The organism is Micromonospora sp. WMMD1274, assembly GCF_049179035.1.
Taxonomy (GTDB): Bacteria; Actinomycetota; Actinomycetes; order Mycobacteriales; family Micromonosporaceae; genus Micromonospora; species Micromonospora tulbaghiae.
The window spans coordinates 111,497-136,245 of sequence record NZ_JBMHMG010000001.1; the positions used below are offsets into that span (position 1 = coordinate 111,497).

23 protein-coding genes are annotated in these 24,749 nt (G+C 71.5%); 9 read left to right on the forward strand and 14 right to left on the reverse strand.

Annotated elements, in window-relative coordinates; genetic code table 11:
* Window positions 1-118: 118 nt before the first annotated feature.
* On the reverse strand, window positions 119-829 hold the full coding sequence (locus ACN27D_RS00310; RefSeq protein WP_421498203.1) for a hypothetical protein: 711 nt from the start codon (window positions 827-829) through the stop codon (window positions 119-121).
* Window positions 763-1,803 (reverse strand): DUF4034 domain-containing protein, encoded by a 1,041-nt coding sequence (locus ACN27D_RS00315; protein ID WP_421498204.1) that lies wholly within the window; start codon window positions 1,801-1,803, stop codon window positions 763-765. Before ACN27D_RS00315 ends, ACN27D_RS00310 begins: the two co-directional genes overlap by 67 nt.
* A gap of 106 nt (window positions 1,804-1,909) precedes the next feature.
* Here ACN27D_RS00315 and ACN27D_RS00320 point away from each other — a divergent pair, with 106 nt between their 5' ends.
* Window positions 1,910-2,266, forward strand: coding sequence for a nuclear transport factor 2 family protein (locus ACN27D_RS00320; RefSeq protein WP_121684907.1), 357 nt, complete (start codon window positions 1,910-1,912; stop codon window positions 2,264-2,266).
* A 27-nt stretch (window positions 2,267-2,293) separates the two neighbouring features.
* Here the strand turns inward: ACN27D_RS00320 and ACN27D_RS00325 are convergent, their stop codons facing one another.
* Entirely contained in the window at window positions 2,294-2,665 is a 372-nt protein-coding gene (locus tag ACN27D_RS00325) for a nuclear transport factor 2 family protein (protein WP_364806732.1), read from the reverse strand.
* Between the two features lie 203 nt (window positions 2,666-2,868).
* Window positions 2,869-4,461, reverse strand: coding sequence for a glycoside hydrolase family 64 protein (locus ACN27D_RS00330; protein ID WP_350814807.1), 1,593 nt, complete (start codon window positions 4,459-4,461; stop codon window positions 2,869-2,871).
* 172 nt (window positions 4,462-4,633) lie between these two features.
* On the opposite strand from ACN27D_RS00330, the gene ACN27D_RS00335 reads away from it, so the two are divergent.
* Window positions 4,634-5,074, forward strand: a complete 441-nt coding sequence (locus ACN27D_RS00335; RefSeq protein WP_120569386.1) for a hypothetical protein — start codon at window positions 4,634-4,636, stop codon at window positions 5,072-5,074.
* Window positions 5,075-5,108: 34 nt separating this feature from the next.
* Here ACN27D_RS00335 and ACN27D_RS00340 read toward each other — a convergent pair whose 3' ends face one another.
* The 3 genes from ACN27D_RS00340 to ACN27D_RS00350 form a co-directional block, all read right to left on the reverse strand.
* The gene (locus ACN27D_RS00340; RefSeq protein ID WP_421498205.1) at window positions 5,109-6,812 is read right to left on the reverse strand and encodes a tetratricopeptide repeat protein; all 1,704 of its coding nucleotides are present in this window, start codon (window positions 6,810-6,812) and stop codon (window positions 5,109-5,111) included.
* Window positions 6,813-7,068: 256 nt separating this feature from the next.
* Window positions 7,069-7,599: a hypothetical protein gene (locus ACN27D_RS00345; RefSeq protein WP_358171479.1), complete on the reverse strand. Its 531-nt coding sequence runs from the start codon at window positions 7,597-7,599 to the stop codon at window positions 7,069-7,071.
* Window positions 7,600-7,720: 121 nt separating this feature from the next.
* A complete protein-coding gene (locus ACN27D_RS00350) occupies window positions 7,721-8,728 on the reverse strand; it encodes an acetylxylan esterase (RefSeq protein WP_421498206.1) in 1,008 nt (335 codons plus the stop codon).
* A 78-nt stretch (window positions 8,729-8,806) separates the two neighbouring features.
* Here ACN27D_RS00350 and ACN27D_RS00355 point away from each other — a divergent pair, with 78 nt between their 5' ends.
* From ACN27D_RS00355 to ACN27D_RS00380, 6 genes are read left to right on the forward strand one after another with little or no spacing between them, the layout of a single operon-like run.
* Entirely contained in the window at window positions 8,807-9,742 is a 936-nt protein-coding gene (locus ACN27D_RS00355) for an ABC transporter permease (protein ID WP_421498207.1), read from the forward strand.
* Window positions 9,739-10,677: a carbohydrate ABC transporter permease gene (locus tag ACN27D_RS00360; protein WP_421498208.1), complete on the forward strand. Its 939-nt coding sequence runs from the start codon at window positions 9,739-9,741 to the stop codon at window positions 10,675-10,677. The genes ACN27D_RS00355 and ACN27D_RS00360 overlap by 4 nt, the downstream gene beginning before the upstream one ends.
* Before the next feature lie 37 nt (window positions 10,678-10,714).
* Window positions 10,715-12,358 carry an extracellular solute-binding protein gene (locus ACN27D_RS00365; RefSeq protein ID WP_421498209.1) on the forward strand — a complete coding sequence of 548 codons (1,644 nt, stop codon included), beginning with the start codon at window positions 10,715-10,717 and terminating at the stop codon, window positions 12,356-12,358.
* A gap of 6 nt (window positions 12,359-12,364) precedes the next feature.
* Window positions 12,365-13,891 carry a GH39 family glycosyl hydrolase gene (locus tag ACN27D_RS00370; protein WP_421498210.1) on the forward strand — a complete coding sequence of 509 codons (1,527 nt, stop codon included), beginning with the start codon at window positions 12,365-12,367 and terminating at the stop codon, window positions 13,889-13,891.
* Window positions 13,888-14,580 (forward strand): hypothetical protein, encoded by a 693-nt coding sequence (locus ACN27D_RS00375; RefSeq protein ID WP_393157416.1) that lies wholly within the window; start codon window positions 13,888-13,890, stop codon window positions 14,578-14,580. The genes ACN27D_RS00370 and ACN27D_RS00375 overlap by 4 nt, the downstream gene beginning before the upstream one ends.
* Window positions 14,577-16,688, forward strand: a complete 2,112-nt coding sequence (locus tag ACN27D_RS00380; protein WP_421498211.1) for an alpha-glucuronidase — start codon at window positions 14,577-14,579, stop codon at window positions 16,686-16,688. The genes ACN27D_RS00375 and ACN27D_RS00380 overlap by 4 nt, the downstream gene beginning before the upstream one ends.
* Before the next feature lie 10 nt (window positions 16,689-16,698).
* Here the strand turns inward: ACN27D_RS00380 and manD are convergent, their stop codons facing one another.
* The 6 genes from manD to ACN27D_RS00410 all read right to left on the reverse strand — a co-directional run bounded on the left by manD (window position 16,699) and on the right by ACN27D_RS00410 (window position 21,847).
* Window positions 16,699-17,907 (reverse strand): D-mannonate dehydratase ManD, encoded by a 1,209-nt coding sequence (manD, locus tag ACN27D_RS00385; RefSeq protein ID WP_421498212.1) that lies wholly within the window; start codon window positions 17,905-17,907, stop codon window positions 16,699-16,701.
* A gap of 88 nt (window positions 17,908-17,995) precedes the next feature.
* Window positions 17,996-18,166 carry a hypothetical protein gene (locus ACN27D_RS00390; protein WP_181726501.1) on the reverse strand — a complete coding sequence of 57 codons (171 nt, stop codon included), beginning with the start codon at window positions 18,164-18,166 and terminating at the stop codon, window positions 17,996-17,998.
* A 76-nt stretch (window positions 18,167-18,242) separates the two neighbouring features.
* Window positions 18,243-18,464 (reverse strand): hypothetical protein, encoded by a 222-nt coding sequence (locus ACN27D_RS00395; RefSeq protein ID WP_358171471.1) that lies wholly within the window; start codon window positions 18,462-18,464, stop codon window positions 18,243-18,245.
* A gap of 201 nt (window positions 18,465-18,665) precedes the next feature.
* Window positions 18,666-19,826 carry an alkaline phosphatase PhoX gene (locus ACN27D_RS00400; RefSeq protein ID WP_358171469.1) on the reverse strand — a complete coding sequence of 387 codons (1,161 nt, stop codon included), beginning with the start codon at window positions 19,824-19,826 and terminating at the stop codon, window positions 18,666-18,668.
* A 108-nt stretch (window positions 19,827-19,934) separates the two neighbouring features.
* Window positions 19,935-20,786 (reverse strand): YybH family protein, encoded by an 852-nt coding sequence (locus ACN27D_RS00405; RefSeq protein ID WP_421498213.1) that lies wholly within the window; start codon window positions 20,784-20,786, stop codon window positions 19,935-19,937.
* Window positions 20,787-20,824: 38 nt separating this feature from the next.
* The gene (locus ACN27D_RS00410) at window positions 20,825-21,847 is read right to left on the reverse strand and encodes a sigma-70 family RNA polymerase sigma factor (RefSeq protein WP_421501081.1); all 1,023 of its coding nucleotides are present in this window, start codon (window positions 21,845-21,847) and stop codon (window positions 20,825-20,827) included.
* 438 nt (window positions 21,848-22,285) lie between these two features.
* Here ACN27D_RS00410 and ACN27D_RS00415 point away from each other — a divergent pair, with 438 nt between their 5' ends.
* A complete protein-coding gene (locus ACN27D_RS00415; protein WP_421498214.1) occupies window positions 22,286-23,725 on the forward strand; it encodes an RICIN domain-containing protein in 1,440 nt (479 codons plus the stop codon).
* Window positions 23,726-23,827: 102 nt separating this feature from the next.
* On the opposite strand, the gene ACN27D_RS00420 is transcribed toward ACN27D_RS00415, so the two are convergent.
* Window positions 23,828-24,727 (reverse strand): LysR family transcriptional regulator, encoded by a 900-nt coding sequence (locus ACN27D_RS00420; protein WP_421498215.1) that lies wholly within the window; start codon window positions 24,725-24,727, stop codon window positions 23,828-23,830.
* Between the last annotated feature and the right edge of the window lie 22 nt (window positions 24,728-24,749).

The window sequence follows — 24,749 nt, forward strand, 5'->3', positions numbered from 1 at the left end:
AGCACCTGCGCGACTGGTCCGACGAACGCTGGGAGGCCGGGCTGACGGCACTGACCCGTTCGGTCCTGGCAACCGGGCGGTAGTCCGGTCGACGACTGCCCTCAGCTGGTCCGCTCGATCACGGCGGTGAGGCGGAGCCCGGCGGTCGACACGGTTCCGCTCCCCCAGAACGACGAGGTCCCCGGGATGTGGTGAGCCGGGCGCTCGGGATCGACGGCAGCGGCGCCACCCGCCACACCCCGCCGACGCGCTGCGCGATCATCGGCTCCGGGTAGGGCGCGTCGGCGACGTACCGTTCACCGGCGGCGAACACACCAGCGTCCGCAGTACGGGAGACCGCCCGCAGGACGCCGTTGAGCCATTCCGTCCCCGGTACCGCGCCCCGGCCGAACTGACCGCTGCCGCCTGCCACGACCAGCGGCCGGCCGCCGTCGTGACCGACGAACACGGCCCGTCCGCCGCCCGTGGCGGCCACGTCCAGCAGGCCCGAGGTCCCGGCCGGGGCGGGCCACGGCGCGTGCGCCGTCCAGGTCGAGCCGTCGAAGTGCCCGGCGTACGACTCGCCGAGGCGCCGGACGCCCACCGTCCAGACGTCCCGGGCGCTCGCCGCGTCCACCTTGTACAGTACGTGCGCCTGTTGCGGCAGCCGCCACTCCGTCCACGCCCGCCCGTTCCACTGCATCAGGGCGTACGGCTGGTCGATCGAGTACCCCGTGTAGGTGGACGCCTGGTAGCCGACGGACCAGACGGCCTCGCCTGTGGTCAGGCGGCGCGGCGGGCGCGGCGACGGGCGCGGAGGAAGACGGCGTCGTGCCGCTCGTCGCCCCACCAGGCCCACGGAACGTCGGTCATGTACCGGCCGATCGACGCGAAGACCGGCACGGCCTCGGCGTCACGGCCGGTGCGCACCAGCCCGTACGCCAGGAAGTTCGCGTCGTCGAGCCAGTCGGCGTGCCGGGCCGCCGGCTGGTGGAACCACCGGTTCAGCGCGTTGTCGAGATCCGACTGCATGACCGGATCCTGTCGCCACCGCTCGCCGACCTCGTCGCCGGTACCACCGTGGGGTTCGCGATCCTGCTCCCACAGCGCCCACTCCGCGGCGGCCCGAACCGGCAGCACGAGTAGGGGCGAGCCGGTGGGCGCCGTGGCGGCGACCGAGCGGGCGAAGCCGAACATCGCCTCGTGCGAGCCGCTCCACTTCCGGCAGTGGTAGGTCAGCCGCAGCACGTGGCCCTGATGGTGCCGGGGATCCCGCTTGGTCAGCTCACGCCACGTCTCCTCGACGTCCTCCAGTGGGGCACTCTCGTCGATCATGAGAGTCAGCCGGTGCGCCCACGGCGTGGGGTCGTCCGGCGCGAGCCGCATCGCGACATCGTTCACCTGCCGGGCCATGTCCAGCAGGCGGTGGAACTCGGCCCACTGCTCCCGGCGTACGTTGGAGGCCCAGTCGCCGCCGCGCACCTCCCACGCCCGTGCAATCAGGGAACGGGCACGGACGAGCTGGGCGTCCGGATCGGCGGGCGCGCGAGAGGCCCAGCGGTCGGTCCACGCGTCTGTGGTGTCGACGCGACCGGTCGTGCGGTCGACCCGCGATCCCAGCCCGCGAGCGGTCGATTCGGCCAGCACACGGACGTACCGTGCCCGGCGGTCGTAGTCGTCCCGGGTGGCGGCCAGAGCCTTCCGGGCCGGTCCGATGTCGGAGCCGTACCGCGCCTGCGTGCACGCCTCGCGCAGCACGGCGTCGTCCTGCGCCGGGTTGGGGTCGATCTGGCGGGTGAGTATCCGCCACATGGTCGAGATCATGATCAGGGATGGTAGATGTCAGCGACCGGCGTGTGGGCGCAGCGTCGCCGTTCTGCCGCGAGCTAACCCGCTTGTCGTGGTGCGGGGCGCCGGAGAGGATCGGTGAATGGATCTTCGTGCTGCGGAACGGCGGCTCCAAGCCGCTCAGCGTGCCGCCGATGTCGAGTCCCTCGACGCGCTTCTGCACCCCCGGGTCGTGGGTGCCGGACCGGACGGCACGGTCTTCACCAAGGAGGATGATCTGGAGAGCTACCGCTCGGGGGCCCTGCGGATCACCGGCCTGGTGGAGGAGTCGCTCGACGTCCAGGACGACGGTGAGACCGGGGTGACCCGCACGGTCGCTGCGGTGGAAGCGGTTCAGGGCGGGGCCGTCGTGTCCGCGCGGTTGCGCTACACCCGGCTGTGGGTGCGGGAGGACGGCAACTGGCGGGTGTTGGCCGCCACCTTCGTCCCGGTCCAGTGAGCGCTCCGCCCGCGGCCGGTCCGACGCTCAGGCTTCGGCGGTCGATTCCACCGTGTAGTGGATGGTCTGCGCGACGATCCAGCCGTCCTCGATGACGTACGAGTCGGCGCCGTCGCGGACCCGCGCGCCCGGTGCGTCAGCGGTCCACTCCAGGAACCCGATCCGATCCTCGGTCAGCACTGTCGTGTAGGTGAAGTGGGCGCCCGGAAGCTCCGCGCTCAGCCACTGCGCCAGTTTCCGCACCCCGTCGTGCCCCCGGAACACTCCCCTGCGATCGAGGACGACGCAGTCCGGCGACACGTTGCGCTCGATGTCCTCGGCGAACCGGCCCTCGTTCGACAGGCGCAGATGCTCGTCGAGCACCTCGCGCGCCGGGCGCGCCCGCAATTGCTCGGTCATTCACCGAAGCCTCTCGTGCATGGACGACTCACGCCATCATCCAACGCCGGGCGGGCGCCGCGTCGCCGATCGCGGATCCTCGCCGCGCGGTCGCAGGGAGCAGGCGGCACCCGCGCCGGCTCGCCGGGTGGTCGACGCAATCGTCACCCTGCCGGCGGCGGGGGCCGACTCGCGGTCGGCCCCCGCCGCCGTCGCACGGCCGGTCAGCCCTTGCGCCATTTCTGGTTGGCAGTGCCCCCACAGTCCCAGAGCTGGAGCCTCGCGCCGTCGCCACTGTTCCAGTCCTTGATGTCGACGCACTTGCCGGCCTGCAGGTTGACCAGGTCGCCGGCCGCGTTCAGGGTGAACTGCTGGGCCCCGGTGCCGTTACAGGTGTAGAGCTGCACCACCGCCCCGTTCGCGGTGGACCCGGCGTCGATGTCCATGCACTTGTTGTTCTGGCTCTTCAGCGCCGTGCCGCTGAAGGTCCACTTCTGCGCGCCGGTGTTGTTGCAGTTCCACATCTGCAGCGGCGCGCGGTCGGCGAAGTTGGAGCTCGGTACGTCGATGCACTTGTTGTTCCAGGTGCTGACCACGGGCACCCCGGTGGTCGGGGTGCCGCCGCCACCGCCGGTGAACGGGCTGAGGATCAGTCCGGCCGCACGGGGGTCGCCGTCGTGCACCAGCGACTCGAATCCGCCGACGTCGTCGAAGGCGAACGCGTACGCCCGGCCGTCGGTCATGTTGGCGTGGATCAGGCGGGCGTACTGGTTGGTGGGGTTGTTGCGGTAGAAGCCGGCGGCGTCGGTGCTGGGCTGGGTGTCGACGGTGCCGAGCGTGCCCCGGTTGAGGGCGGCGCAGAGCGTACGCGAGATCGGGCCGACCACCTGGTCGTTCGGCGCGGGCAGGTCGCCGTCGCAGCCCCAGACGCTGGCCGAGGAGGGCCGGTTGAAGGAGGCGACCACCTGGCCGCTGCCGTTGGTGAAGGTCATGGTGTTGCCCGAGGTCCGGCCGTAGTACCGGATGGCCGGCTGGTCGGCGAACGGCGCCACGGTCAGCGTCTTCGTGGTGTACGCGTTCCACGCGGAGGCGATGTAGGAGTCCAGGTAGGTGGCGCTCAGCAGGCCGGCCCCGGCCGCCTTGCCCGGAGCCAGCACGCGCAGCACGGTCCCGTCCGAGCGGGTGTGGACGGTGCCGGCCCAGCCCGGCTGTGCGCGGATGCCGTCGATGACCGCGTTGCGCCCGTTGGCCACCACGTCGCCGGTGCGCTTGGTGACGCCGTTGGCGCCGGTCACGGTGACCGCGTGCGGGATCGCGAACATGTCGACCTGGGAGCTGTTGAGCCACAGCCCGGAGTCGTTGTAGGTGAACTCGCTCCAGTCGAAGAGGATGTCGCGGTTCGCGTCACCGGCCGCCCAGGGCGCGGGCTGCACCAGCCCGTCCGGGGTGAGGAAGAACTTCAGTTTCTGCCCGAGCGCGAAGTAGGCCCGGCCGGAGAAGCCGCGGGGGAACTGGATCGTGGTGCTGCCGCCGTTGCCGGGGCCCGGTATGGAGACGTCCGGCGCGGGCGACGGCGGAATCTGCCCGCCGGTCCACGGCACGAAGGCACCGCCGGAGGTGACGTAGCCGAGCCGGCCGGAGGACAGCTGGACGCCGATGACATACAGGTAGACCGGGTCGCTGCGGCCGGTGGTGTTGGTGACGGTGACCGGCAGCAACGCCGGTCCGGCCGCGTGGGCGGGCGTGGCGACGACGGCGCCCGCGAGCCCGGCGAGCAGGGCGGACGCGGCGGCGAGCAGCCTTCTTCGGAGACGCATGGCGACACCTCGCTGGAGACAGGGGGGACGGGAGAGCGCTCTCTCAGCAGGGTCCAATTGTTAATATTGTTTGTCAATAGGCGGTTGCCTATGGATCAGGGCCACGGCGAAGGTCACCGGTTGATTAAGATCCACTCCGGAACAGTCGACTGTGGATTGGGTGGGTAGGTTCATGAAGCGCGTACTTTCGATGCTGACGGCGCTGGTGACAGTCGGGGCGGGCCTGACGGTCGGCGCCCCCGCCGCCCAGGCGGCCGGCTCCTGCTCGGGGACCATCACCTACAGCCAGGTGCAGTCGTCCGGGCTCGGTGAACTGGTGATCTACTACAACAGCAGCAACGGCGGCACCAACAGCGCCTGCTTCTACCACCGCGGCGCGGCGTACGGGAAGTCGGCGCCCACCTTCGTGCAGATCTACCGCTGCGCGGAGCGGTCGGGCGAGGGCGCGCACTGCACCCGTTCGGGCGGCACGGACACCAACTCCGGTGACTTCAGCTACTACGCCGGCCCGGTCGCCGTCACCGGTACGGCGAACTACTGCGTCGAGGCGGTCGGCTACATCGGATGGGCCGGTCAGCGCCACCAGATCTACAGCCGCCGCCAGGGCTGCTGACTCCGCTCCCACCCGCACCCGGCCCGCGGCCGGGTCAGTCGGCCGGCGCTCGGCGGCAACGGGCGAGTTCGGCGCGCAGGTCGCGGCGCAGGGCACGGTCCAGCCCGGGCTGGGCGAGCGCCTCGGTGAAGTCGCGGGCCGCCTCGTCCCACCGGCCCAGCCGGGCCAGGGCCGTGCCCCGGTTGTATCGCGGCACGGGGGCGGCCGACAGCGCCACCGCCCGGTCCAGGTCGGCGAGCGCGGCGGCCACGTCGCCGCGCTCGAACCGGACGGCGGCCCGGTTCGTCCACGCCTCCACCAGCTCCGGGTCCCCACTCAGAGCACTGGTGAACAGCTCGTCGGCCTCGGCGGGCCGGCCGCGCTCGGCGCGGACCAGGCCCAGGGTGCACAGCAGCGCGGGCTCCTGCGGCACGTCGGCCAGCCCGGCCCGCGCGGCGGCCTCGGCGGCGTCGAGCGCGCCGCGCTCCACGTGCAGGTTGACCAGGGTGATCCGGGCGTCGAGGTGGCCGGGCTCGATGGCGAGCACCCGCTCCAGGTCGGCGCGCGCCCGCTCGGGGCGGCCCCGCTCCTGGTGGAGCACGGCCCGGTTGTAGTACGCCTCGGGCAGGTGCGGTCCCAGCCGGATGGCGGCGTCGTAGTCCCTGATCGCGGCCCGGGTCCGGCCCGCCGCCCGGTACAGGGCGGCGCGGTCCACGTAGTACTCACAGTTGCCGGGGTCCTGGGCGATCACGGTGTCCAGATCGGCCAGCGCCCGCGCCGGGTCGCCCAGCGCGAGGTGAACCTGCGCCCGGTTGTGGCGTAGCCGGGCCAGGTCCTGCGGGCGCTCGCCGGGGCCGAGCGCGGCCGTCAGCCGGGCCAGCCCGTCGTCGACCAGCCGCAGCGCCCGGTCGGGCCGGCCTGCCCGGCTGTCCAGCAGCGCCAGGCCCTGCTCGTAGAAGACCGTCGACAGCAGCCGCCGGCGGGGGTCGGCCAGCCCGGCGGCCAGGCGCAGCGCCCGTTCCAGCCAGAGCCGGGCCTGTGCCGGGTCCTGGTCGGCCGCCGGCAGGTGCCGGGCGTACAGCATGGCTGTGGCGTACGCCGCCGACATGGTGATCTTCGGGTCGTCGGTGGCGGTCCGCGCTTCGTCGTAGAGGTCGAGCGCCTCGGTGGCCCGGTTCAGGGCCGCCAGTGCGGTGGCCAGGCCGGTGGTGAACGCCCACCAGTGCCTCAGGTCGCGGTCGGGGGTGACCGCCGCCCGCCCGCGCCGGGCGACCCGGGCCGCGTGGTGGTAGTAGCCGGCGGCCAGGCTGTCGCCCAGGGTCCGCCGCAACGCCTGCGGGGTGCGCTCGTCGGGCGCCGGGTCGGGGGCCCCGTCATCGCGGAGGTCGAGGCGAACCGGGGTCTGCCCGAGCCGGCGGGCCAGCGCGTCCAGCAGCTCGGCGGTCGTCTCGTCGGCGGAGGCGACATGATCGAACCGGACGGTCACGGGCCGCCGGAGTGTGCCGGCCCAGGCAGCCACCAGCTCCGCCGCGCCGTAGGCCAGGCAGGCGGTCCGGCGTGCGGGGTGGAAGCGGATCGGCTCCTCCTCGGCGGCCGACCGGGCCGCCGGATCGAGTCGGGGAGCGATCGCCCGCAGCTCGACCGCGTGCCGCGCCGCCAGGCGGGGCCGGTCGGCGGCGACCCGGCCGAGGAAGGCCGAGACACCGGCGTACGGCCCGTGGTCGCGGTGGCAGTCGTAGCGCTCCGGCCCGCCGCTCACCGCAGGACCCACCGCCGCAGGGGCGGGCGCCCGGGAGCGCCCGCCGTGCCGGCAGTTACCAGCACCACTCGATCCACAGCCGGCGTGCGCCGGACACCAGGCGGAGCGCAGTCGTGCGACGGACGGTCATCTTCCTCACAAGAACCTCCGATGTGATCCACCTCAGGGCTGACCCAGAGCTTAATACTCATCGATGAAAATAAGAAAGGTGTTCGCGATTCGCGGCGGACCTCCACCAACCCGCCAGGCAGTGCGCCTAGGTGAGCGCGTGCACCAGTGCGGTCGTCGCTCCGATCAGGAGGGTCACGCCGGTGCCGGCACCGACGACGGCGCTGGGGGTGAGGTCGTACCGCCGGGCGACGGCGACGCCGGCGACCGCGACCAGGGTGACGAGCACGGCCCAGATCGCGAGGGCCGGATACCCGAGCAGTGGCGCCAGGGGGAAGAAGTGCAGGCCGACGATCAGGGCGACCCACGCCGGAACCAGGGACGCGCGGCCGGTCCGCTGGAGCCAGATCGCGCCGGCGGCGCAGAGGACCACCTCGATCAGGACGATCACCCCGAAGACCGGCCCCGTCCTGTCGTCCACGGAGCTGCCCTCGTCCCAGGTGCGTACGGCGACGACGCCGCCGGCGATCGCTGCCGCCAGGGACAACACCGAGCCGACGCCGAGCCACGGACGCCACGCCTTCGGCGGCGCCTCCTGCGCCCAGCCGAACCAGGCCATCCCGAAGACTCCGAAGATCGCGGCGGTGGCGGCGGCGTTGGCCGTGAACTCAGCATCCATCGGCGCAGTCTATGGGCGGACGACAAGTCGCTCCGGAGAGTGCCCGCGCAGGCGTCACGACGCCTGGTCCGGGACGCCGGCCCAGGTCCAGGCGCTGCGCTGCCCGCATCCGGTGAGGCCGTCAGCCGGCCGCCGTCCCGGCGGGACGGATCACCGCGTCGAGCCAGCGCAGCTGCCGCCGGACGTGGACGGCCTCCCCACCCTCGTGGCCGTTGAACGGGTACGTGTGCATCTCCCGTGGCGGAGTGGCCGACGCGGCGGCGGCGTACTGGTTGTAGGCGGCGAAGCCGGTGCTCGGCGGGCAGACCTCGTCCCGCAGGCCGATCCCGAAGTGCGCCGGAGCGGTGGCCCGCCGGGCGAAGGCGACGCCGTCGACATAGGACAGCGTGTGCCGGACCTGCTCCTCCGCCTCGCGGTGCACCGCCAGGTAGCGGGCGATCTCGCCGTAGGGGGAAGCCTCGGTGAGTTCGATGGCGCGCTGGATGTCGCACAGAAACGGGGCGGTGACCAGGAGCGCGGCGAGGCCGTCGACGAGGCCCGCCGCCGCGAGCGCGAGTCCACCACCCTGGCTGTTGCCCACCGCGGCGACGCGGGCCGGGTCCACCCCGGGCAGTTCGCGGACGGCGTCGATCGCGCGGACCGCGTCGGTGATCAGGCGGCGGTAGTGGTAGTCGTCCGGGGCCAGGATTCCCCGTGTGGCGGGGCTGGGCCCGCCGGGCGCGTCGTGCGGGTCCGGGGTGTCCCCGCGGCTGAACAGTCCGGCCTGTCCCCGGTTGTCCACCAGCAGGTGGGCGTAACCGGCCACCGGCCAGGTGAGCCGCTCGCCCGGCAGGCCCCGGCCGCGCCCGTAGCCGGGGTACTCCACCACGGCCGGCAGCGGCGCCTGCACGCCCGCGGGACGGGTGTACCAGGCCCGGACCGGTTCGCCGCCGAAGCCGGCGAACGTCACGTCCCACACGTCGACCAGCCGCAGGTCGGTGGGTTCGGGACGGACGCGGACGAGCGGCGGGGTGGCTGCGGCGGCGGTGAGGGTGGCGCGCCAGAACCGGTCGAAGTCGGCGGGCTCGACGACGGCCGGCGTGTAGCGACGGAGCTGGTCGAGGGAGTTGTCAATCGACGCTCTTGACACGCGATAACGATACCCATAAATTTCCGAAAGGCTTACGGCGTATTACCGGAAAGTTCCGGTCGATGGTCAGGCGGGAGGATGAGCTTGGCATCCCCGATCCCGCGCGGTCGCCGTACGCCCTGGCGGCGGGCCCTGCGCCGGGACTGGCAGCTCTATTCGCTGGCCGTCCTGCCGCTGCTGTTCTTCCTGACGTTCCGCTACCTGCCGATGCTGGGCAACGTGATCGCGTTCCGGCGCTTCCAGCCGGGCGGCAGTCTGTTCGGCGAGTACTGGACCGGGCTGCGGTACTTCCGGCTGTTCTTCACCGACCCCACCTTCTGGAACGTGTTCACCAACACGCTGGTGCTGGGCGCGCTGACCCTGGTGTTCTGCTTCCCGCTGCCGATCGTGCTCGCACTTCTGCTCAACGAGGTGCGCAACCGGGCCCTCAAGCGGTTCGTGCAGTCGGTGTCCTACCTGCCGCACTTCCTGTCGATCGTGATCGTGGCGGCCATGGTCCTCCAGCTGCTGTCGGTGGACGGCGCGGTGAACCAGATGCTGCGCGTCGTGGGCGGCGAGCCGGTCCCGTTCATGCAGCAGGCGGGATGGTTCCGGACGATCTACGTCTCCTCGGAGGTCTGGCAGACAGTCGGCTGGGGCACCATCCTCTACCTCGCCGCGCTCACCACCGTCGACGGCGACCTGTACGAGGCGGCCCGCATCGACGGCGCCAACCGGTGGCGGCAGACGTGGCACGTGACGCTGCCGGGGATCCGGCCGACGATGGTGACCCTGCTGATCCTCAACATCGGCACCTTCATGGCCGTCGGCTTCGAGAAGATCCTGCTGCTGTACAACCCGCTCACCTACCCGACGGCGGACGTGATCTCGACCTACCTGTACCGGGTGGGCATCGTCTCCGGGAACCTCAGCTACGCCGCCGCGATCGGCCTGTTCGAGTCCGTGATCGGGCTGATGCTGGTGCTGTCGGCGAACGCGATCTCCCGGCGCACGGTGGGGACGAGCCTGTGGTGAGCACGCAGGACCGTACCCGGACCCCTACGCGGGAACCGGCGGCCCGGCCGCGTGGCCCCCGGCCAACCCGGGGCTACCGGGTCTTCCAGGTGGTGAACGCCGTCGCGCTCACCGGCGTCGTGGTGGTGACGCTGTACCCGTTCCTCACCATCGTGGCCCGCTCGCTCAGCGACAACGCGTACATCGTCGCGGGCGAGGTGAACCTCGTGCCGCGGGGGTTCAACCTCACCGCGTACCGGGTGGTGACGTCCGACCCGACGTTCTGGGTCAGCTACCGCAACACCGTCTTCTACACGGCGGTCGCCACGCTCATCTCCGTCGTGCTGACCACCTGCTACGCGTACGTGCTGTCGAAGCGGCACCTGCGGGGCCGGACCGCGCTGGTCGGGATCGCCGTGTTCACCATGTTCTTCACCGGCGGCCTGATCCCCAACTACGTCCTGGTCACCAGCCTGGGGTTGAAGAACACCGTGTGGGCGATCGCCCTGCCCAACGCCATCAACGTGTTCAACCTGCTGGTGATGAAGGCGTTCTTCGAGAGCCTGCCGGTCGAGCTGGAGGAGGCCGCCGCCGTCGACGGCCTGAACACGTACGGCACGCTGCTGCGGATCGTGCTGCCGCTGTCGAAGGCCATGGTCGCCACGATGGTGCTGTTCTACGCCGTCTCGTTCTGGAACTCCTGGTTCGCCGCGTTCCTCTACATGGACCGTCAGGACCTGCTCCCGGTGACCGTCTATCTGCGCAACCTCATCGCGGGCGCGACCGACGCCACGCAGACCGGCGGTGGCCTCGGCAGCGCCGGCGACGTCGTGCAGTCCGCCGCCACCATCCAGTCCGTGACGATCGTGCTGACGATCCTGCCGATCCTCGCGGTCTATCCCTTCATCCAGCGCTACTTCGTCTCCGGAGTCATGCTCGGCGCCGTGAAGGGATAGCCGCCCACGCACCCCCCACCACCGGAAGGAAGAACTCATGGCCCAGCTGTCCCGGCGCCAGGTGCTGCTCGCCACCGGCGCGGCCGCCGTCGTCTCCCTGGCGGGTTGCGGCGACGACACCCCCGACAAGAAGGACCTCGACCGCAACCGTGCCGGCGCGATGGAGAAGTACGCTGTCGGGGACCAGTTCAAGGCCACCGAGCCGGCCACGTTCTCGATCCTCTACAACAACCACCCGAACTACCCGCTCAAGCCGGAGTGGCTGTTCTGGACCGAGCTGGCCGGGCGGACGAACGTCAAGCTGGACCCGGTAGCCGTGCCGCTGAGCGACTACGAGCAGAAGCGCAGCGTGCTGGTCGGCTCCGGCGACGCCCCGCTGATCATCCCGAAGACCTACCACCCGCAGGAGAACTCGTACGTCTCCTCCGGCGCGATCCTGCCGGTCAGCGACTACCTCGACCTGATGCCGCACTTCAAGGACAAGATCGAGCGGTGGAAGCTCCAGCCGGAGATGGACACGCTCCGGCAGGAGGACGGCAAGTTCTACCTGCTGCCCGGGCTGCACGAGAAGCCCTGGCAGGACTACACCCTCGCGGTCCGCACCGACGTGCTGGAGCAGCTGAAGATCCCGTCCCCCACCACGTGGGACGAGGTGTACGCCATGCTCAAGGCGATGAAGGCGGCCCACCCGGACGTCATCCCGTTCTCCGACCGCTTCGGCAAGCCCAACCCGGCCGGCAACCTGCTGAACATGCTCGCCCTGGCACACGGCCTGCCCGGCGCCGGCTGGAACTACCAGCCGACGGCCTGGGACGCCGGGGCCGGGAAGTACGTCTTCACCGGCGCCTCGGACGGCTACCGGCAGGTGGTGGAGTACCTGCACAAGCTGGTCGCCGAAGGGCTGCTCGACCCGGAGACGTTCACCCAGACCGACGACCAGGCCCGGCAGAAGCTCGCCAGCGGCAAGTCCTTCGTGATCAGCACGAACGCGCAGACGCTGGTGAACGACTACCGCCCGGACATCGCGAAGATCAACCCCAACGCACGGCTCGGCAAGATCCTCTTCCCGGTCGGACCGGCCGGCCCGGTCAACGCGGCGAGCCGGCTGGAGAACGGTGTGATGATCTCCAGCAAGGCCCGCGAGGGCAAGAACTTCGTGGCCATGATGCAGTTCGTCGACTGGCTCTGGTACTCCGACGCCGGCCAGGAGTTCGCCAAGTGGGGCGTCGAGGGCACCACGTACACCAGGGACGCCTCGGGCAAGCGCACCCTCGCCCCGGACGTCAACGTCATCGGGCTCAACCCCAAGGGCACCAAGCACCTGCAGAAGGACTTCGGCTTCTACAACGGCGTCTTCGCGTACGGCGGCAAGCTCGACCTGGTGCAGTCGTTCTTCTCGCCCGAGGAACTGGAGTTCCAGAAGGAGATGAACGCCCGCAAGGCCGCGCCCTGGGTGACTCCGCCACCCGCGCCGCTCAGCGACGAGGAGCGGGAGCAGACGACGCTCTGGGCGACCGCGCTGAAGGACCACGTCACCCAGAACACGCTGAAGTTCGCCCTCGGCCAGCGGCCGCTGAGCGAGTGGGACGCCTACGTCTCGGAGCTGAAGGGCAAGAACGCGCAGGCCTACATCGACCTGGTCAACAAGGCGTACGAGCGGTACCGCAAGAGCCACGGCTGAGCGGCGATGCGCGGCACCGTTCCCGAGCGGCCCGTCGGCCGGCTGACCGACGCCTGGCGTACCTGCGTCGGCACCGGCCGGTTCGACCTGGCCCTGCGACGCGACTATCAGGACTCGCTGGTGCTGGTGCAGCGGGACATCGGTTTCCGGCACATCCGCGGGCACGGGCTGCTCAGCGACGGCGTCGGGGTGCACCGCCCCTACGACTACCGGGGCGAGCGCCGGGTGCGGCACGCCTTCACCTACGTCGACCAGGTCGTCGACGCCTACCTCGAAATGGGCATCCGGCCCTTCGTGGAGCTGGGGTTCATGCCCTCGGCGCTCGCCTCCGGCGACCGGACGGTGTTCTGGTGGCGAGGCAACGTCACGCCTCCCCGGTCGTACACCGAATGGGGTGACCTGGTCCGCGCCACGGTGGCCCACCTGGTCGACAGGTACGGCCTCGACGAGGTGCGCGGCTGGCCCGTCGAGGTGTGGAACGAGCCCAACCTGACGGCGTTCTGGCAGGGCGCCGACCAGGACGCCTACCACCGCCTGTACGAGGTGTCGGCGCACGCCGTGAAGGACGTCGACGCGGCGATCCAGGTCGGCGGTCCGGCGCTGTCCCCCGGCGCCGACGAGTGGCTGAAGCCGTTCGCCGAGTTCGTCACCGACCGGGACGTGCCGGTCGACTTCGTCAGCCGGCACGCCTACACCTCCGGCCCGGCGCGGCACCTGCCGTTCGGCACCCGGCAGACCCTGGCCCCGGCCACGGACCTGCTGGAGCAGTTCGCCGCGCCCCGCCGGCACCTGGCCGGCACCGCGCTGGCCGGCCGCCCGGTGCACATCACCGAGTTCAACTCCTCCTACCGGCCGGACAACCCGATCCACGACACAACCTTCCACGCCGCCTACCTCGCTCCGGTGCTGGCCGGCGGCGGGGATCTGGTCGACTCCTTCTCCTACTGGACCTTCAGCGACGTGTTCGAGGAGGAGGGGGTGCCGACCGCGCCGCTGCACGGCGGCTTCGGCCTGCTCACCCACCGGCAGATCAAGAAACCCACCTACCACCTGTACGCGTTCATGGCCCGGCTCGGCGACGAGGTGCTCGCGCGCGGGCCGGACCACCTCGTCACCCGGCACCCCGACGGCCGGGTCGCGGTGCTGGCCTGGGCCCCTGTCGACGTCACCGGCCGGGAGCCGGCACCCGAGCGGCACACCGTGTCGCTGTCGGTGCCGATCGGCACGCCGGGCACCGCGTCGGCGTTCCTGCTCCGCTCCTCGGTGAGCGAGGACGCCGGCAACGCCTGGGCGGCCTGGCGGGAGATGGGCAGCCCGCACTCGCCCCGGCCCCGGCAGCTCGACGCGTTGCGGGAGGCCGCCGAGCCGGCCCGTACCCATCGGGCCCTGCCGGTCGCGGGCGGGCGGGCGGACCTCGACCTCTTCCTCGCCCGGCACGAGGTGACCCTCGCCGAGCTGACTGCGGTGGTGGACGAGACCCCGCCGTGGTGGGACGACGACAGGTTGCTCGACCCACCCGGGGAGCGATCATGAGCGCCAACCCGGCCGGCGGGCTGCGGGAGTTCGGCGACGGGCCGCTGTCGCGGGCCGCCGCGACGGTCCACATCCTGCTCGTGGTCGAACTGCTGCTGCTGGTGAGCATGCTGCCCGGCCTGGCCGTGCTCGTGCTGCTCGAACGCGACAGCAGCAACCTCCCGCTGGTCGCCGCCGCCGCGCTGCCGGTCGGTCCGGCGGTCTCGGCCGCCCTGTACACGCTGCGGCACCAACGCCCCGACCTGACCGATCTGCGTCCCGCGGCCGCGTTCCGCCGGGCCTACCGGGCCAACCTGCCGGGCGTGCTGCGCGTCTGGGCGCCGACGCTGCTGTGGCTCGCAGTCATCGCGGTCAACCTGGCGAACCTCCCCGCCGCCGCCGTCCCCGGCTGGTGGGCGGTGCCGCTCGTGGTGGTCGGTGCGGGGGTGGTCCTGGTCGGCCTCAACGCGCTGGTGATCGTCTCGTTGTTCACCTTCCGCACCCGCGACGTGCTCCGGCTCGCCGTCTACTACGTGGCGCGCAAGCCCGGCGTCACGTTCGGCAACGTCGTGCTGCTGGCCGCCGCCGCCGGTGTCACAGCGGTGTTCTCCGAGGCGGTGCTCGCCCTGCTGGCCGCGCTCCTGGTGCTGGCGCTGCTGCGGGTCGGCGGCCCGATGATCGACGACATCCGGGCGGAGTTCACCGCATGAGCGTTCCGGTCACCGGCCGGGCGTCGGCCGCCGCCGGCGAGTCGACCTGGCACGCCGCCTGGCTGCCGCCCGCGGCGTTCCGCGAACTCGGCTCCCGGCCGGTGCTGGTGCACGGCGACGGCCTGCTGGTCGACACCGTCCTCGACGAGGTGAGCCGAGCCTGCGCCCGGTACGGCGGACGGGTCTGGCACGGTCCACCGTGGCAGGTGGACGCCGACCTGGTGCTGGCCCTGCGCGAGGCCGGCCCGGTGCCGAACGCGGCGGCGGAGGCGGCCCGGCTCGGTGCGACACCGGCGGTGAACGGCGCCGGCGACGGCGGCCTCGGCGACGAGGGGTACCTGCTGGCGCGGACGAACGGCGTGACCGTGGTGCTGGCCGACGCGCCGGCCGGCCTGCTGTACGGGATGTTCCACGTGGTCCGGCTCGGCGCGGCGGCCTTCGACGACGACCTTCCGGCGCGCCGGCACCGGCCGGCGCTGGACCGGCGGATGCTCGACCACTGGGACAACGTGGCCGTACACCCGGTGTCGGGCCAGGTCGAGCGGGGCTACGCCGGCGGCTCCCTGTTCTGGCGCGACGGCGCCGCCCGGCGCGAGCCCGCCCGGCTCCGGGACTACGCCCGTCTGCTCGCCGCCTGCGGCGTCAACGCGGTCTCGGTGAACAACGTCAACGTGCACGACACCGAGGCACTGCTGCTGACCGACCGGCTCGGCGACGTCGCGGAGATCGCCGAGGTGCTCCGCCCGTACGGCATCCGGGTGCATCTGTCGGTGACCTTCGCCGCCCCGGTGGTCCTCGGCGGCCTGCCCACCGCCGACCCGCTGGACGACCGGGTCCGGGCCTGGTGGATCGACGCCACCCGGCGGGTCTACCAGCGGATCCCCGACTTCGGCGGCTATCTGGTGAAGGCCGACTCCGAGGGCCGGCCCGGCCCGTTCGCGTACGGGCGTGACCACGCCGACGGCGCGAACCTGCTCGCCGAGGCGCTCGCCCCCCACGGCGGCGTGGTGCGCTGGCGGGCGTTCGTCTACGACCACCACCAGGACTGGCGGGACCGGTCGACCGACCGGGCCCGGGCCGCCCACGACCATTTCGCGCCGCTGGACGGACGATTCGCCGACAACGTGATCCTCCAGGTGAAGTTCGGCCCGATCGACTTCCAGCCACGCGAACCGGTGTCCCCGGTGCTCGCCGCGATGCCGGCCACCCGGTTGGCGGTGGAGGTGCAGGCGACGCAGGAGTACACCGGCCAGCAGCGGCACGTCTGCTACCTCGGGCCCTGGTGGAGCGAGGTGCTGCGGTTCCGCCCCCGGGGCGAGGCCGGCGGCACGATCGCCGACGTGGCGGCCGGGCGGGCGGGCGCCGGTGGCGGTCTGGTCGCCGTGGCCAACGTGGGCGACGACCCGTTCTGGACCGGGCATCCGCTGGCGCAGGCGAACCTGTACGCCTTCGGCCGGCTCGCCTGGGATCCGCTGCTGGATCCCGGCGCGATCCTCGACGAGTGGATCGACCTGACCTGGCTGCCGGTCACCACGGGCGATCCGGAAGCGGTGCGGCGGACGATGCACGCGATCATGGACGATTCCTGGCGCACCTACGAGCGCTACACCGCCCCGCTCGGCGTGGGCTTCATGGTGCGGCCCGGACACCACTACGGCCCGGACGTGGACGGCTACGAGTACACCCCGTGGGGCACGTACCACTTCGCCGACCGCGACGGCGTCGGGGTGGACCGGACCCGGGCGACCGGCACCGGCTTCACCGGCCAGTACCCGCCGCCGTGGTCGGAGGTGTACGAGTCACGGGAGCGCTGCCCCGACGAGCTGCTGTTGTTCTTCCATCACGTCCCGTACGGGCACATGCTGCACAGCGGCCGCACCGTCATCCAGCACATCTACGACACGCACTTCGCCGGGGTCGAGGAGGTGGCGGCGATGCGGGAGCGGTGGCGGCTCGTCGCCGGGGCGGTCGACCCGGCCGTCCACGACCGGGTGGCCGAGCGCCTCGACGAACAGCTCCGCAGCGCCGTCGAGTGGCGGGACCAGATCAACACGTACTTCTTCCGCAAGTCCGGGGTGCCGGACGCGCACGGTCGCCGCATCCACTGAACCGGCACGTTCACCAGGGGTGCACGGTGCCGTCCGCCAGCCGGTTCACCGGCAGGTAGGCCGGCGCGTACGGGTAGCGGGCCGCCGCCTGTTCGTCGATGTCCACCCCGAGCCCAGGGGTCTCGGCCGGGTGCAGGTAGCCGCCGTCATAGTGGTAGCCGTGCGGGAACACCTCGTCCGTCTGCTCGGTGTGCCGCATGTACTCCTGGAGGCCGAAGTTGGGGATGGCGATGTCCAGGTGCAGCGCGGCGGCCATGCAGACCGGGGAGAGGTCGGTGGCGCCGTGCGAGCCGCTGCGGACGTGGTGCAACGCGGCGAGGTCGAAGATGCGCCGCAGGTGGGTGATCCCGCCGGCGTGGACCACAGTGGTGCGGACGTAGTCGATGAGCTGTTCCCGGATGAGCTGGGCGGCGTCCCAGATGCTGCTGAAGACCTCGCCGACGGCGATCGGCGTGGTGGTGTGCGAGCGGATGAGCCGGAACCCCTCCTGGAGGTCCGCCGGGACGGGATCCTCCATCCAGGTCAACGCGTACGGCTCCAGGCTCCTGCCGAGCCGCGCCGCCTCGATCGGGGTGAGCCGGTGGTGCACGTCGTGCAGCAGGCGGAGGGTGGGGCCGAACTCCTCGCGGACCCGGGCGAACACGCCCGGCACGTGGGCCAGGTAGGCCTCCGTCGACCAGGTCGTCTCGGTCGGCAGCGCGGCGTCGGCGGGCTCGTAGAACATCTTGTCGGCGCTGACGCCGTACGTCCGGGGCAGGCCCGGCACACCGCACTGCACCCGCACCGCGCGGTAGCCGAGGTCGACGAAGCGGGCGACCTCGGTCAACACCTCGTCGACGGTCTCGCCGTTCGCATGTCCGTACACGGTCACGCCCTCGCGGGACCGGCCGCCGAGCAACTGGTAGACCGGCAACCCGGCGACCTTGCCCTTGATGTCCCACAGCGCGGTGTCCACGGCGGCGACGGCGCTCATCGTGACCGGCCCGCGCCGCCAGTACGACCCCTGGTAGAGGTACTGCCAGGTGTCCTCGATCCGGGCCGGGTCCCGCCCGATCAGCAGCGGCACGACGTGGTCGCGCAGATAGGACGCGACTGCGAGTTCCCGGCCGTTGAGGGTGGCGTCGCCGACGCCGGTGACTCCCTCGTCGGTGACGACCTTCAGCGTCACGAAGTTGCGGCCGGGACAGGTCACGATGACCCGGGCATCGACGATTCTCATCCGGTCTCCCCTGCGGTCGGCGCGCCGGTCACCGCAGGATTATCCATCATCGTCGATCGATAAGGGGGTCGGCGCGGGGCCGGACCGGTCAGGCCGGTTCGGGTACGCCCCCGGGATCCCCGTCGTCGGGCATCGGCTCGACCGGCGCCTCGGGCAGCTCACCGGGCGTGTCCGGGAGGAGCTCGCCGGGGTCGTCCGGCACGTCCTCACGCGGGTCGATCGGCGGGTACACCTCGGGATCGAGGTCGGGGTTGGTCATCGGCCCAGTATCCGACGCCACCGCCCGGACCGCCCGCCGAGCACTCCAACCCATCGCCCCTCCGATCCACGCGCGGTCACGGGGTCTCACCGTCGCCGGCCGGGGGCGCGGACGACCGGTCCGCAGGCTTGCGCAACCACAGCCACACCCCCGCCGACAGGCACGCCGCGCCCCCGATCGCGACCGCCGTCTCGGCCGGTTCGGAGAGATCGTCGAGGAACGGGAAGGTGCGGGTGGCCGCCATCGCCAGCAGCCCGATCAGCAACAGGAGGCCGGCGGCAACGCGCTGGAGAATCATGTGCTTCATTGGATCATGACCTCGCCACAGCCCGCAGGCGCCGTCGCCCCGGTCGTTGCCGCGCCACCGCGAGCAGGCCGCCGTCCCGGCGTCCGCCGGACACCGGGCCGGCCGGGCGGAGAACGTGCGAGCCCGGCCGGCCCGGCGGTGACCGGGCTCGCGCGCAGGTGATCGACGGCGGTCAGCGAGGGCGGGAGCCGGTCAGCGGCGGAACGGCCCGGTGACGCAGTAGGTGATGCCGCCGGAGGACGAGCCGGTCGTGCCGCGCTGCGACGAGAAGTACAGCCGGTCCCCCGCCGGGGTGAACGCCGGCCCGGTGATCTCCGAACCGCTCTGTCCGGTGATCCTCAGGAAGACGGAGATCTTGTCGTCCGGCGTGATCATGCAGATCTCCATGTTGCCGCCGTCCTCGGCGACGTAGAGGTCACCGGCCGTGGACCCGGTGATGTTGTCGACGCCGGTCAGCGGAGCGGTGCCGGGGCTGACCAGGTTGTCGTCGTAGGCGAGTTCGTACGTGCCGGCGGCCAGGTTGACCTGCCACACGCGGTTGTCGCCCTTCGTGGTGAACCAGACGGTGTCGTCCGCGTAGTGGCAGCCCTCGCCACCGTTGAACGTCTTCGCGCCGGACACCTGCTGCCGGGTCGGGGTGGGCGAGCCGTCCGGGTCGGGCACCGTGGCCCAGGTGAACGTGCCGGAGGTGGCCGTACCGGCGCGGAAGACCTGGAGGGTTCCGGCGGACAGGTCGCCCCAGGTGGCCGGCACGAAGCGGTAGAACTTGCCGTCGGTCTCGTCCTCGGTCAGGTAGACGACCCGGCGGACCGGGTCGGCCGCGGCCGCCTCGTGCTTGAACCGGCCCATCGCGGGACGCGCCACGGCGGTCCCGCCGAGGGGGTACGTCTCGAAGACCCGGCCCAGGGACACCTCCTCGCAGGAGAGCCAGGTGTTCCACGGCGTCTTCCCCCCGGCGCAGTTGCTGTTGGTGCCGGAGAGGATCCGCGACGCCCCGACCACGGCACCGCTGGAGTTGAAGACCAGACGTGAAGCGCCGCCGCCCGCGCCGGCCGCCACCTCGGAGTTCGACACGTAGATCCAGCCGGAGCCGTTGGGGAACACGGCCCCGCCGTCCGGAGCGTCGTGCCAGGTGTACGACGTCCCCGGCACCGTCCGGCGGGAACGCGCGACGATCGAGCTGGTGAACCCGGCCGGCAGCTGGATGCCGTTGGCGTCGGCGGCCTGGAGCCCACCGTAGGGCCCCGCCGCGTTCTGCGCCGGGGCTCCGTACGCGGCCGACCACGCCGTGAACGGCAGGGCGACAGCGCCCGCACCGAGAACAGTGGCCCGCAACATCGCTCGACGATCCATGGAACCTCCTCCGTAGGTTCCCCAGATCCGACCGTGCGGAGCTTACGCACACCGATCTGTTGGATGAACGTCGATGGACGGCTCGGTGTGCGACGTCGTGCCGCGCCGCTACGGACGCAGATCCGTCAGTGCCGCCCCGGTCGAGGGGTCGTACGGGTAGGAGAGGTGCTGGTGGGTCATCAGCCATGCCCCGTCGCGCCGCTGGAAGACCCGGGTGCCCCGGGACCAGCTCTCGATCGGCGGACCACCGCTCGGGCGTACCGAGACGCGGTTGAGGCCCCACGCGACGGCGAGGTCGCCGTCGACCACGATCGTCAGGTCGGGCACGTCCCAGGCGACTGATCCGTCACCCGACGCCTCCAGACCCGCCGCGCAGACCTCACGGACCGCGTTCACGCCGACGTATCGCAGCGGCTGGTCGTGCTCGTACGAGACCACGTCGTCGGCTACGGCATCCATCAGGGCATCGAGATCCTTGGCCGCGGTGCCCTCGAACCAGCGCTGGTGGAGCCGGCGTACCTCCGCCTCGGCGGCTGCCGCGTCCGGGGCCGGCTCGGCGGCGGGATCGGCCAGCGGGAAGGAGTGGTGTTCGTGAGTAACGACCCACCGGCCCTCCCGCCTGCGCAGGCCCAGGGTCAGCCGCAGGCGGTTCTCCGGACGTGCGGCGAAGTCGGCCGCCGTGCCGCAGCGCAGGAGCGCGTACGCGAAGGCCACGTCCTCGCCGGCTTCGACGTCCAGCGACTCGACCTCGAACGACGCGCCCTGCGCCTGCCACCTGAAGAACGGCGGCCAGATCTCCCGGTAGGCGTCCAACCCGCGCACGCCCTCGTACGGCGGCGGCACGTCGAACATCACCATGTCCTCGGCGTGGTCGGCCAGGACGCCGGCGAGGTTCCCGTCATGAACCGCGGCGACCCAGCGCTCGACCAGGGCCCGGATCTGTTCTTCGTTGCTCGGCATGTCGGCTCTGCCCTTCGTGGCCGGTGAACCCGTCGGGACTACAACCCCGGCCGGACCGCGAACTCATCGCCTCCGCGCGAACTTTCCGGCAGCCGATCCGGTAGGTCGAAGGCAGGCAGGCGCGCGTCGAGGAACGAGACGACCTCGGCCACCCGGCGCCCCCGCAGCACGAGCAGGTCCAGCCCCGCCGGCAGGTAGGCGGCGGCCGCGTCGTTCCAGAGGTACGTCCCGAACGCGAGCTGCCCGTTGGCACTCGTCGGCAGGAACCGCCACCTCCGCCCTCCCGTCACCTCGGTCAGGAAGCCGCGGATCCGCTCATGGCCCTCGTACCAGGCGGTCAGCGGCGGCATCGAGTACCGCGCGTCCTCCGTCAGCATCGCCACGATCGTCTCGACGTCCCCGGACTCCCACGCCGCGGCGTACCGCCCGGCCACCTCCCGCTGCCCCGCGTCGCCCAGGTCGGCGAGGATCCGCTGCTGACTGTCCGACGGCGTCAGCCCGGCGACGATCCGGCGGGCGCGCTGCATCGCGCTGTTGACCGCCGCGACGGTGGTGACCAGCATCCGGGCGGTCTCCTCGGCGGAGTAACCGAGAACGTCGCGCAGCAGCAGAACGGCACGTTGCCGCGGCGGCAGATGCTGCAACGCGGCGACGAACGCGAGTTCCATGGTCTCCCTCGCGATGGCGTGGGTCTCCGGATCCGGTCGGACGGACGGGGCAAGGCGGTCCGGATACGGTTCGAGCCAGGTCACCTCGGCCCGGGACACGCCCGGAGCGGTGAAATCGGTAGGCAGTTCACGCCGCCCGCGCGAGTGGAGGAGAGAAAGCGCGCGGTTGGTGGCGATCCGGTAGAGCCACGGCCGGATCGACCCATGACCCTCGAACCGGTCGACTGCCCGGCATGCCCGGTCCAGGGTGTCCTGGACCGCGTCCTCCGCGTCGTGGAAGGAACCGAGCATCCGGTAGCAGTGCGCCCGCAGCTCGTCCCGCAGCGGTGCGACCAGACGACTGAAGGCCGCGCCGTCGCCAGCACGCGCCGCCGCCAGCAGCGTCGCCGTCACGTCCTCGCCCGACGGACCGGCCTCCGCCGATGGTTCGCCCCGGCTCACCCGCCTCAATCTAGTGCCGGGCACCGTCCCGGGTGCCCGGTCTCTGCGCGCACCCGGCGCAGGCCGGTGGGCCGGAGCTCAGAGGGAACGACATTGGTCGATGCCTTGACTCTCCGAATGAGACCGCTAACACTTGTCTGCAACACGCACTTAACAATCAGCACACATCTGCCCGTCTCGTCGTGACTGGCTTGAGCGTGATCCGGCGATGTTAGCGCTAACGAACTCAGACCCGGGGCAGCAGCGGCTTCGGCGATCAGCCTGATGCCCGAACCCAGAGAGGCCAGATCGGTGACTCACCACTTCCTGACGCGGACCACGTCGTCGCGGGGCCACACAGCCGGACCACCACGGAGCACCCGGTCGTTTCGCCGGCTGCTGATCGTGCTGGTGACCGCGACGACGGTAATGGCCGGCGGCATCGTCATCTCGTCGCCGGCCATCGCCGCCACCAACCAGTTCCGAGGCATGAACTGGGCCGTGCTGGGTGACAACTTCAGCACCGGCCCCCTCGTCGTGCAGGGCCTGAGCACCTCCGACAGCAACGCGACGGTGCGGGCCAAGGCCAACGCCCTCTATGACGACATGGCTTCCACCATGGGGGTCAACACCGTCCGGCTGCCCATCAACACCCACACGGTGGGGACGGCGTGGTGGGAGGCCTACCGAGGTGCCGTCGACGCCGCCACCGCCCGCGGGTTCAAGGTCATCCTCGCCTACTGGGAGGACGGCGCCGCCTCCGGCGGCCGGATCACGAACCTCGCCGCGTGGAACGCGATGTGGTCCACGGTGACCAACACGTACGGCTCGAACCCCGACGTCTACTTCGAACCGATGAACGAGCCCCACGGTTACAGCTCGGCGGAGTGGCGCAACGTCGCGGCCGACTGGCTCAGCTACCACTACTCGGCGGTGCCCAGCCGGGTGCTCATCGGGGGCACCGGGTTCAGCCAGGACCTGCGCGACATCTGCAACGACACCCGCTTCGCCTCGACGCTGCTGTCCTTCCACCACTACGCCTTCTTCTACGGCGAGATGACCTACGACGCCTTCCGGAGCCACATCCAGACCCGCCTCGGCAACTGCGCGTCGCGGGCGGTCGCCACCGAGTTCGGCGCACCCATGAACGACGGCCGCAACTACGCCGACGCGAACAGCACCGACAACTTCGTGCGCCACATCCGCGCCATGGCCCAGGTCATGCGCGACAACCGGATGGGCGGCACGTACTGGCCCGCGCTCGGCGGCAAGCCCGGCACCATCGGCTACGACTGGTACTCGATGTACTCGCTCAGCGGTAGCGGCACCGACCTCAGCCTGACCGTCCGCAACACCTCCGGCGCCGACCGGATCCGGTACGCGTGGGGCGACACCATCGGGGGCAGCCCCACGACGCCCCCGCCGTCGACGGGAACGTTCTACCGGATCACCGTGCGGCACAGCGGCAAGGCCATGGACGTCCAGCAACCGAACACCGACAACGGCGCGCGTGTCGGCCAGTACACGTACAACGGCAACACGTGGCAGCAGTGGCAGTTCCAGGACTCCGGCAGCGGCTACTGGCGGCTCGTCAGCCGCAACAGCGGGAAGTGCCTGGACGTGGTGAGCGCGTCCACCGCCGACGGCGCCGAGCTGATCCAGTACACCTGTGGCAGTGGCACCAATCAGCAGTTCCAGATGGTCACGGTCGGCAGTTACTTCCAGCTCCGGGCACGGCACAGCGGCAAGTGCGTGGACGTACCGGCCGCATCGACCGCGGACGGTGTGGTCCTCAAGCAGTACACGTGCAACACCGGTGCCAACCAGCAGTGGTCGCGTACGACCGTCTGACGGGCCCGCCGGCTGTCGATGACCTTCCGCGATGTCAGATCGCCTGCGGCAGCGGGCGGTGGCGGGTCCGCGGCTGCCGGTGAGGCGTAGCCTCCCCCGGTCCTACCGCCCGCTCGCGGCGCCGGCCGACTCCCACAGCGCGGCAACCGCCGTCCGTACCGCCGGGGTGTGCTCGACCGCGTTGTGCACCACTACGTGTATCGACCGGATCGGCGTCGGGCGGACCACCCGGACGCGGGTCACGTCGTCGGGCAGGTGTACTGCCCCGAGCGCAGGGAGCACCGTGAGGCCGATGCCGGCCGCCACGAAGGCGAGCGCGGTCGGGTAGTCGTGCGCCTCGACGCGGAAGGCGGGGCTGAACCCGGCGGCGGTGCAGGCCTCGATGAGGTTGGCGCGACACCAGCCGCGGGCGAAGTCGTTGTCGATCCAGCGCTCGTCGGCGAGGTCGGCCAGGTCCACCTCCTCCTGCCCGGCGAGGCGGTGCCCGGCAGGAAGGACGGCCACGTAGGGGTCGTCGAGGAGGTGACGGGTGGTGAAACCCGAGCCGGGGTCGAAGCCGTTGCCTGCCACGACCACCTGGACGTCAGCGCGTTCCTCGCGGCTGTCCGGAATGTGTTCGCGCAACTGCAGGTCGAGCCGGACTCCGGGGAGCTCGGTGAGGATGCGCCGCACCACAAAAGGCATCCAGGCGCCGCCCACTGACGCGAAGTACGCGATGGACAGTGCGCCGGTGCGTCCGGTGCGCAGGTCGGCGATCAGCGACTCGGCCGCTCCGATCCGAGCGAGCACCCGGTCTGCTTCGGCGGCGAGGGCATGCCCGGCGGCCGTCGGTCGCAGGCCGCGTCCCACTCGGGCGAGGAGGGTCAGGCCTGTCTCGCGTTGGAGTGCGGTGAGGTGCTGGCTGATCGCGGAGGGGGTGTAGCCCAGGTTGGCGGCGGCGGCCTGGACGGACCCGGAGGCCACGACGGAGCGGAAGACGCGGAGGCGGTGGACGTCGAGCACCTCACGACAGTAAAGCCCCACT

Coding starts and splice junctions, on each gene's coding strand:
- ACN27D_RS00330 (WP_350814807.1), bottom strand. CDS start 4,461: ATGCGTCTCCGAAGAAGGCTGCTCGCCGCCGCGTCCGCCCTGCTCGCC.
- ACN27D_RS00335 (WP_120569386.1), top strand. CDS start 4,634: ATGAAGCGCGTACTTTCGATGCTGACGGCGCTGGTGACAGTCGGGGCG.
- ACN27D_RS00370 (WP_421498210.1), top strand. CDS start 12,365: ATGCGCGGCACCGTTCCCGAGCGGCCCGTCGGCCGGCTGACCGACGCC.
- ACN27D_RS00325 (WP_364806732.1), bottom strand. CDS start 2,665: ATGACCGAGCAATTGCGGGCGCGCCCGGCGCGCGAGGTGCTCGACGAG.
- ACN27D_RS00355 (WP_421498207.1), top strand. CDS start 8,807: ATGAGCTTGGCATCCCCGATCCCGCGCGGTCGCCGTACGCCCTGGCGG.
- ACN27D_RS00375 (WP_393157416.1), top strand. CDS start 13,888: ATGAGCGCCAACCCGGCCGGCGGGCTGCGGGAGTTCGGCGACGGGCCG.
- ACN27D_RS00400 (WP_358171469.1), bottom strand. CDS start 19,826: ATGGATCGTCGAGCGATGTTGCGGGCCACTGTTCTCGGTGCGGGCGCT.
- ACN27D_RS00380 (WP_421498211.1), top strand. CDS start 14,577: ATGAGCGTTCCGGTCACCGGCCGGGCGTCGGCCGCCGCCGGCGAGTCG.
- ACN27D_RS00395 (WP_358171471.1), bottom strand. CDS start 18,464: ATGATTCTCCAGCGCGTTGCCGCCGGCCTCCTGTTGCTGATCGGGCTG.
- ACN27D_RS00405 (WP_421498213.1), bottom strand. CDS start 20,786: ATGCCGAGCAACGAAGAACAGATCCGGGCCCTGGTCGAGCGCTGGGTC.
- manD (WP_421498212.1), bottom strand. CDS start 17,907: ATGAGAATCGTCGATGCCCGGGTCATCGTGACCTGTCCCGGCCGCAAC.
- ACN27D_RS00390 (WP_181726501.1), bottom strand. CDS start 18,166: ATGACCAACCCCGACCTCGATCCCGAGGTGTACCCGCCGATCGACCCG.
- ACN27D_RS00365 (WP_421498209.1), top strand. CDS start 10,715: ATGGCCCAGCTGTCCCGGCGCCAGGTGCTGCTCGCCACCGGCGCGGCC.
- ACN27D_RS00345 (WP_358171479.1), bottom strand. CDS start 7,599: ATGGATGCTGAGTTCACGGCCAACGCCGCCGCCACCGCCGCGATCTTC.
- ACN27D_RS00315 (WP_421498204.1), bottom strand. CDS start 1,803: ATGATCTCGACCATGTGGCGGATACTCACCCGCCAGATCGACCCCAAC.
- ACN27D_RS00320 (WP_121684907.1), top strand. CDS start 1,910: ATGGATCTTCGTGCTGCGGAACGGCGGCTCCAAGCCGCTCAGCGTGCC.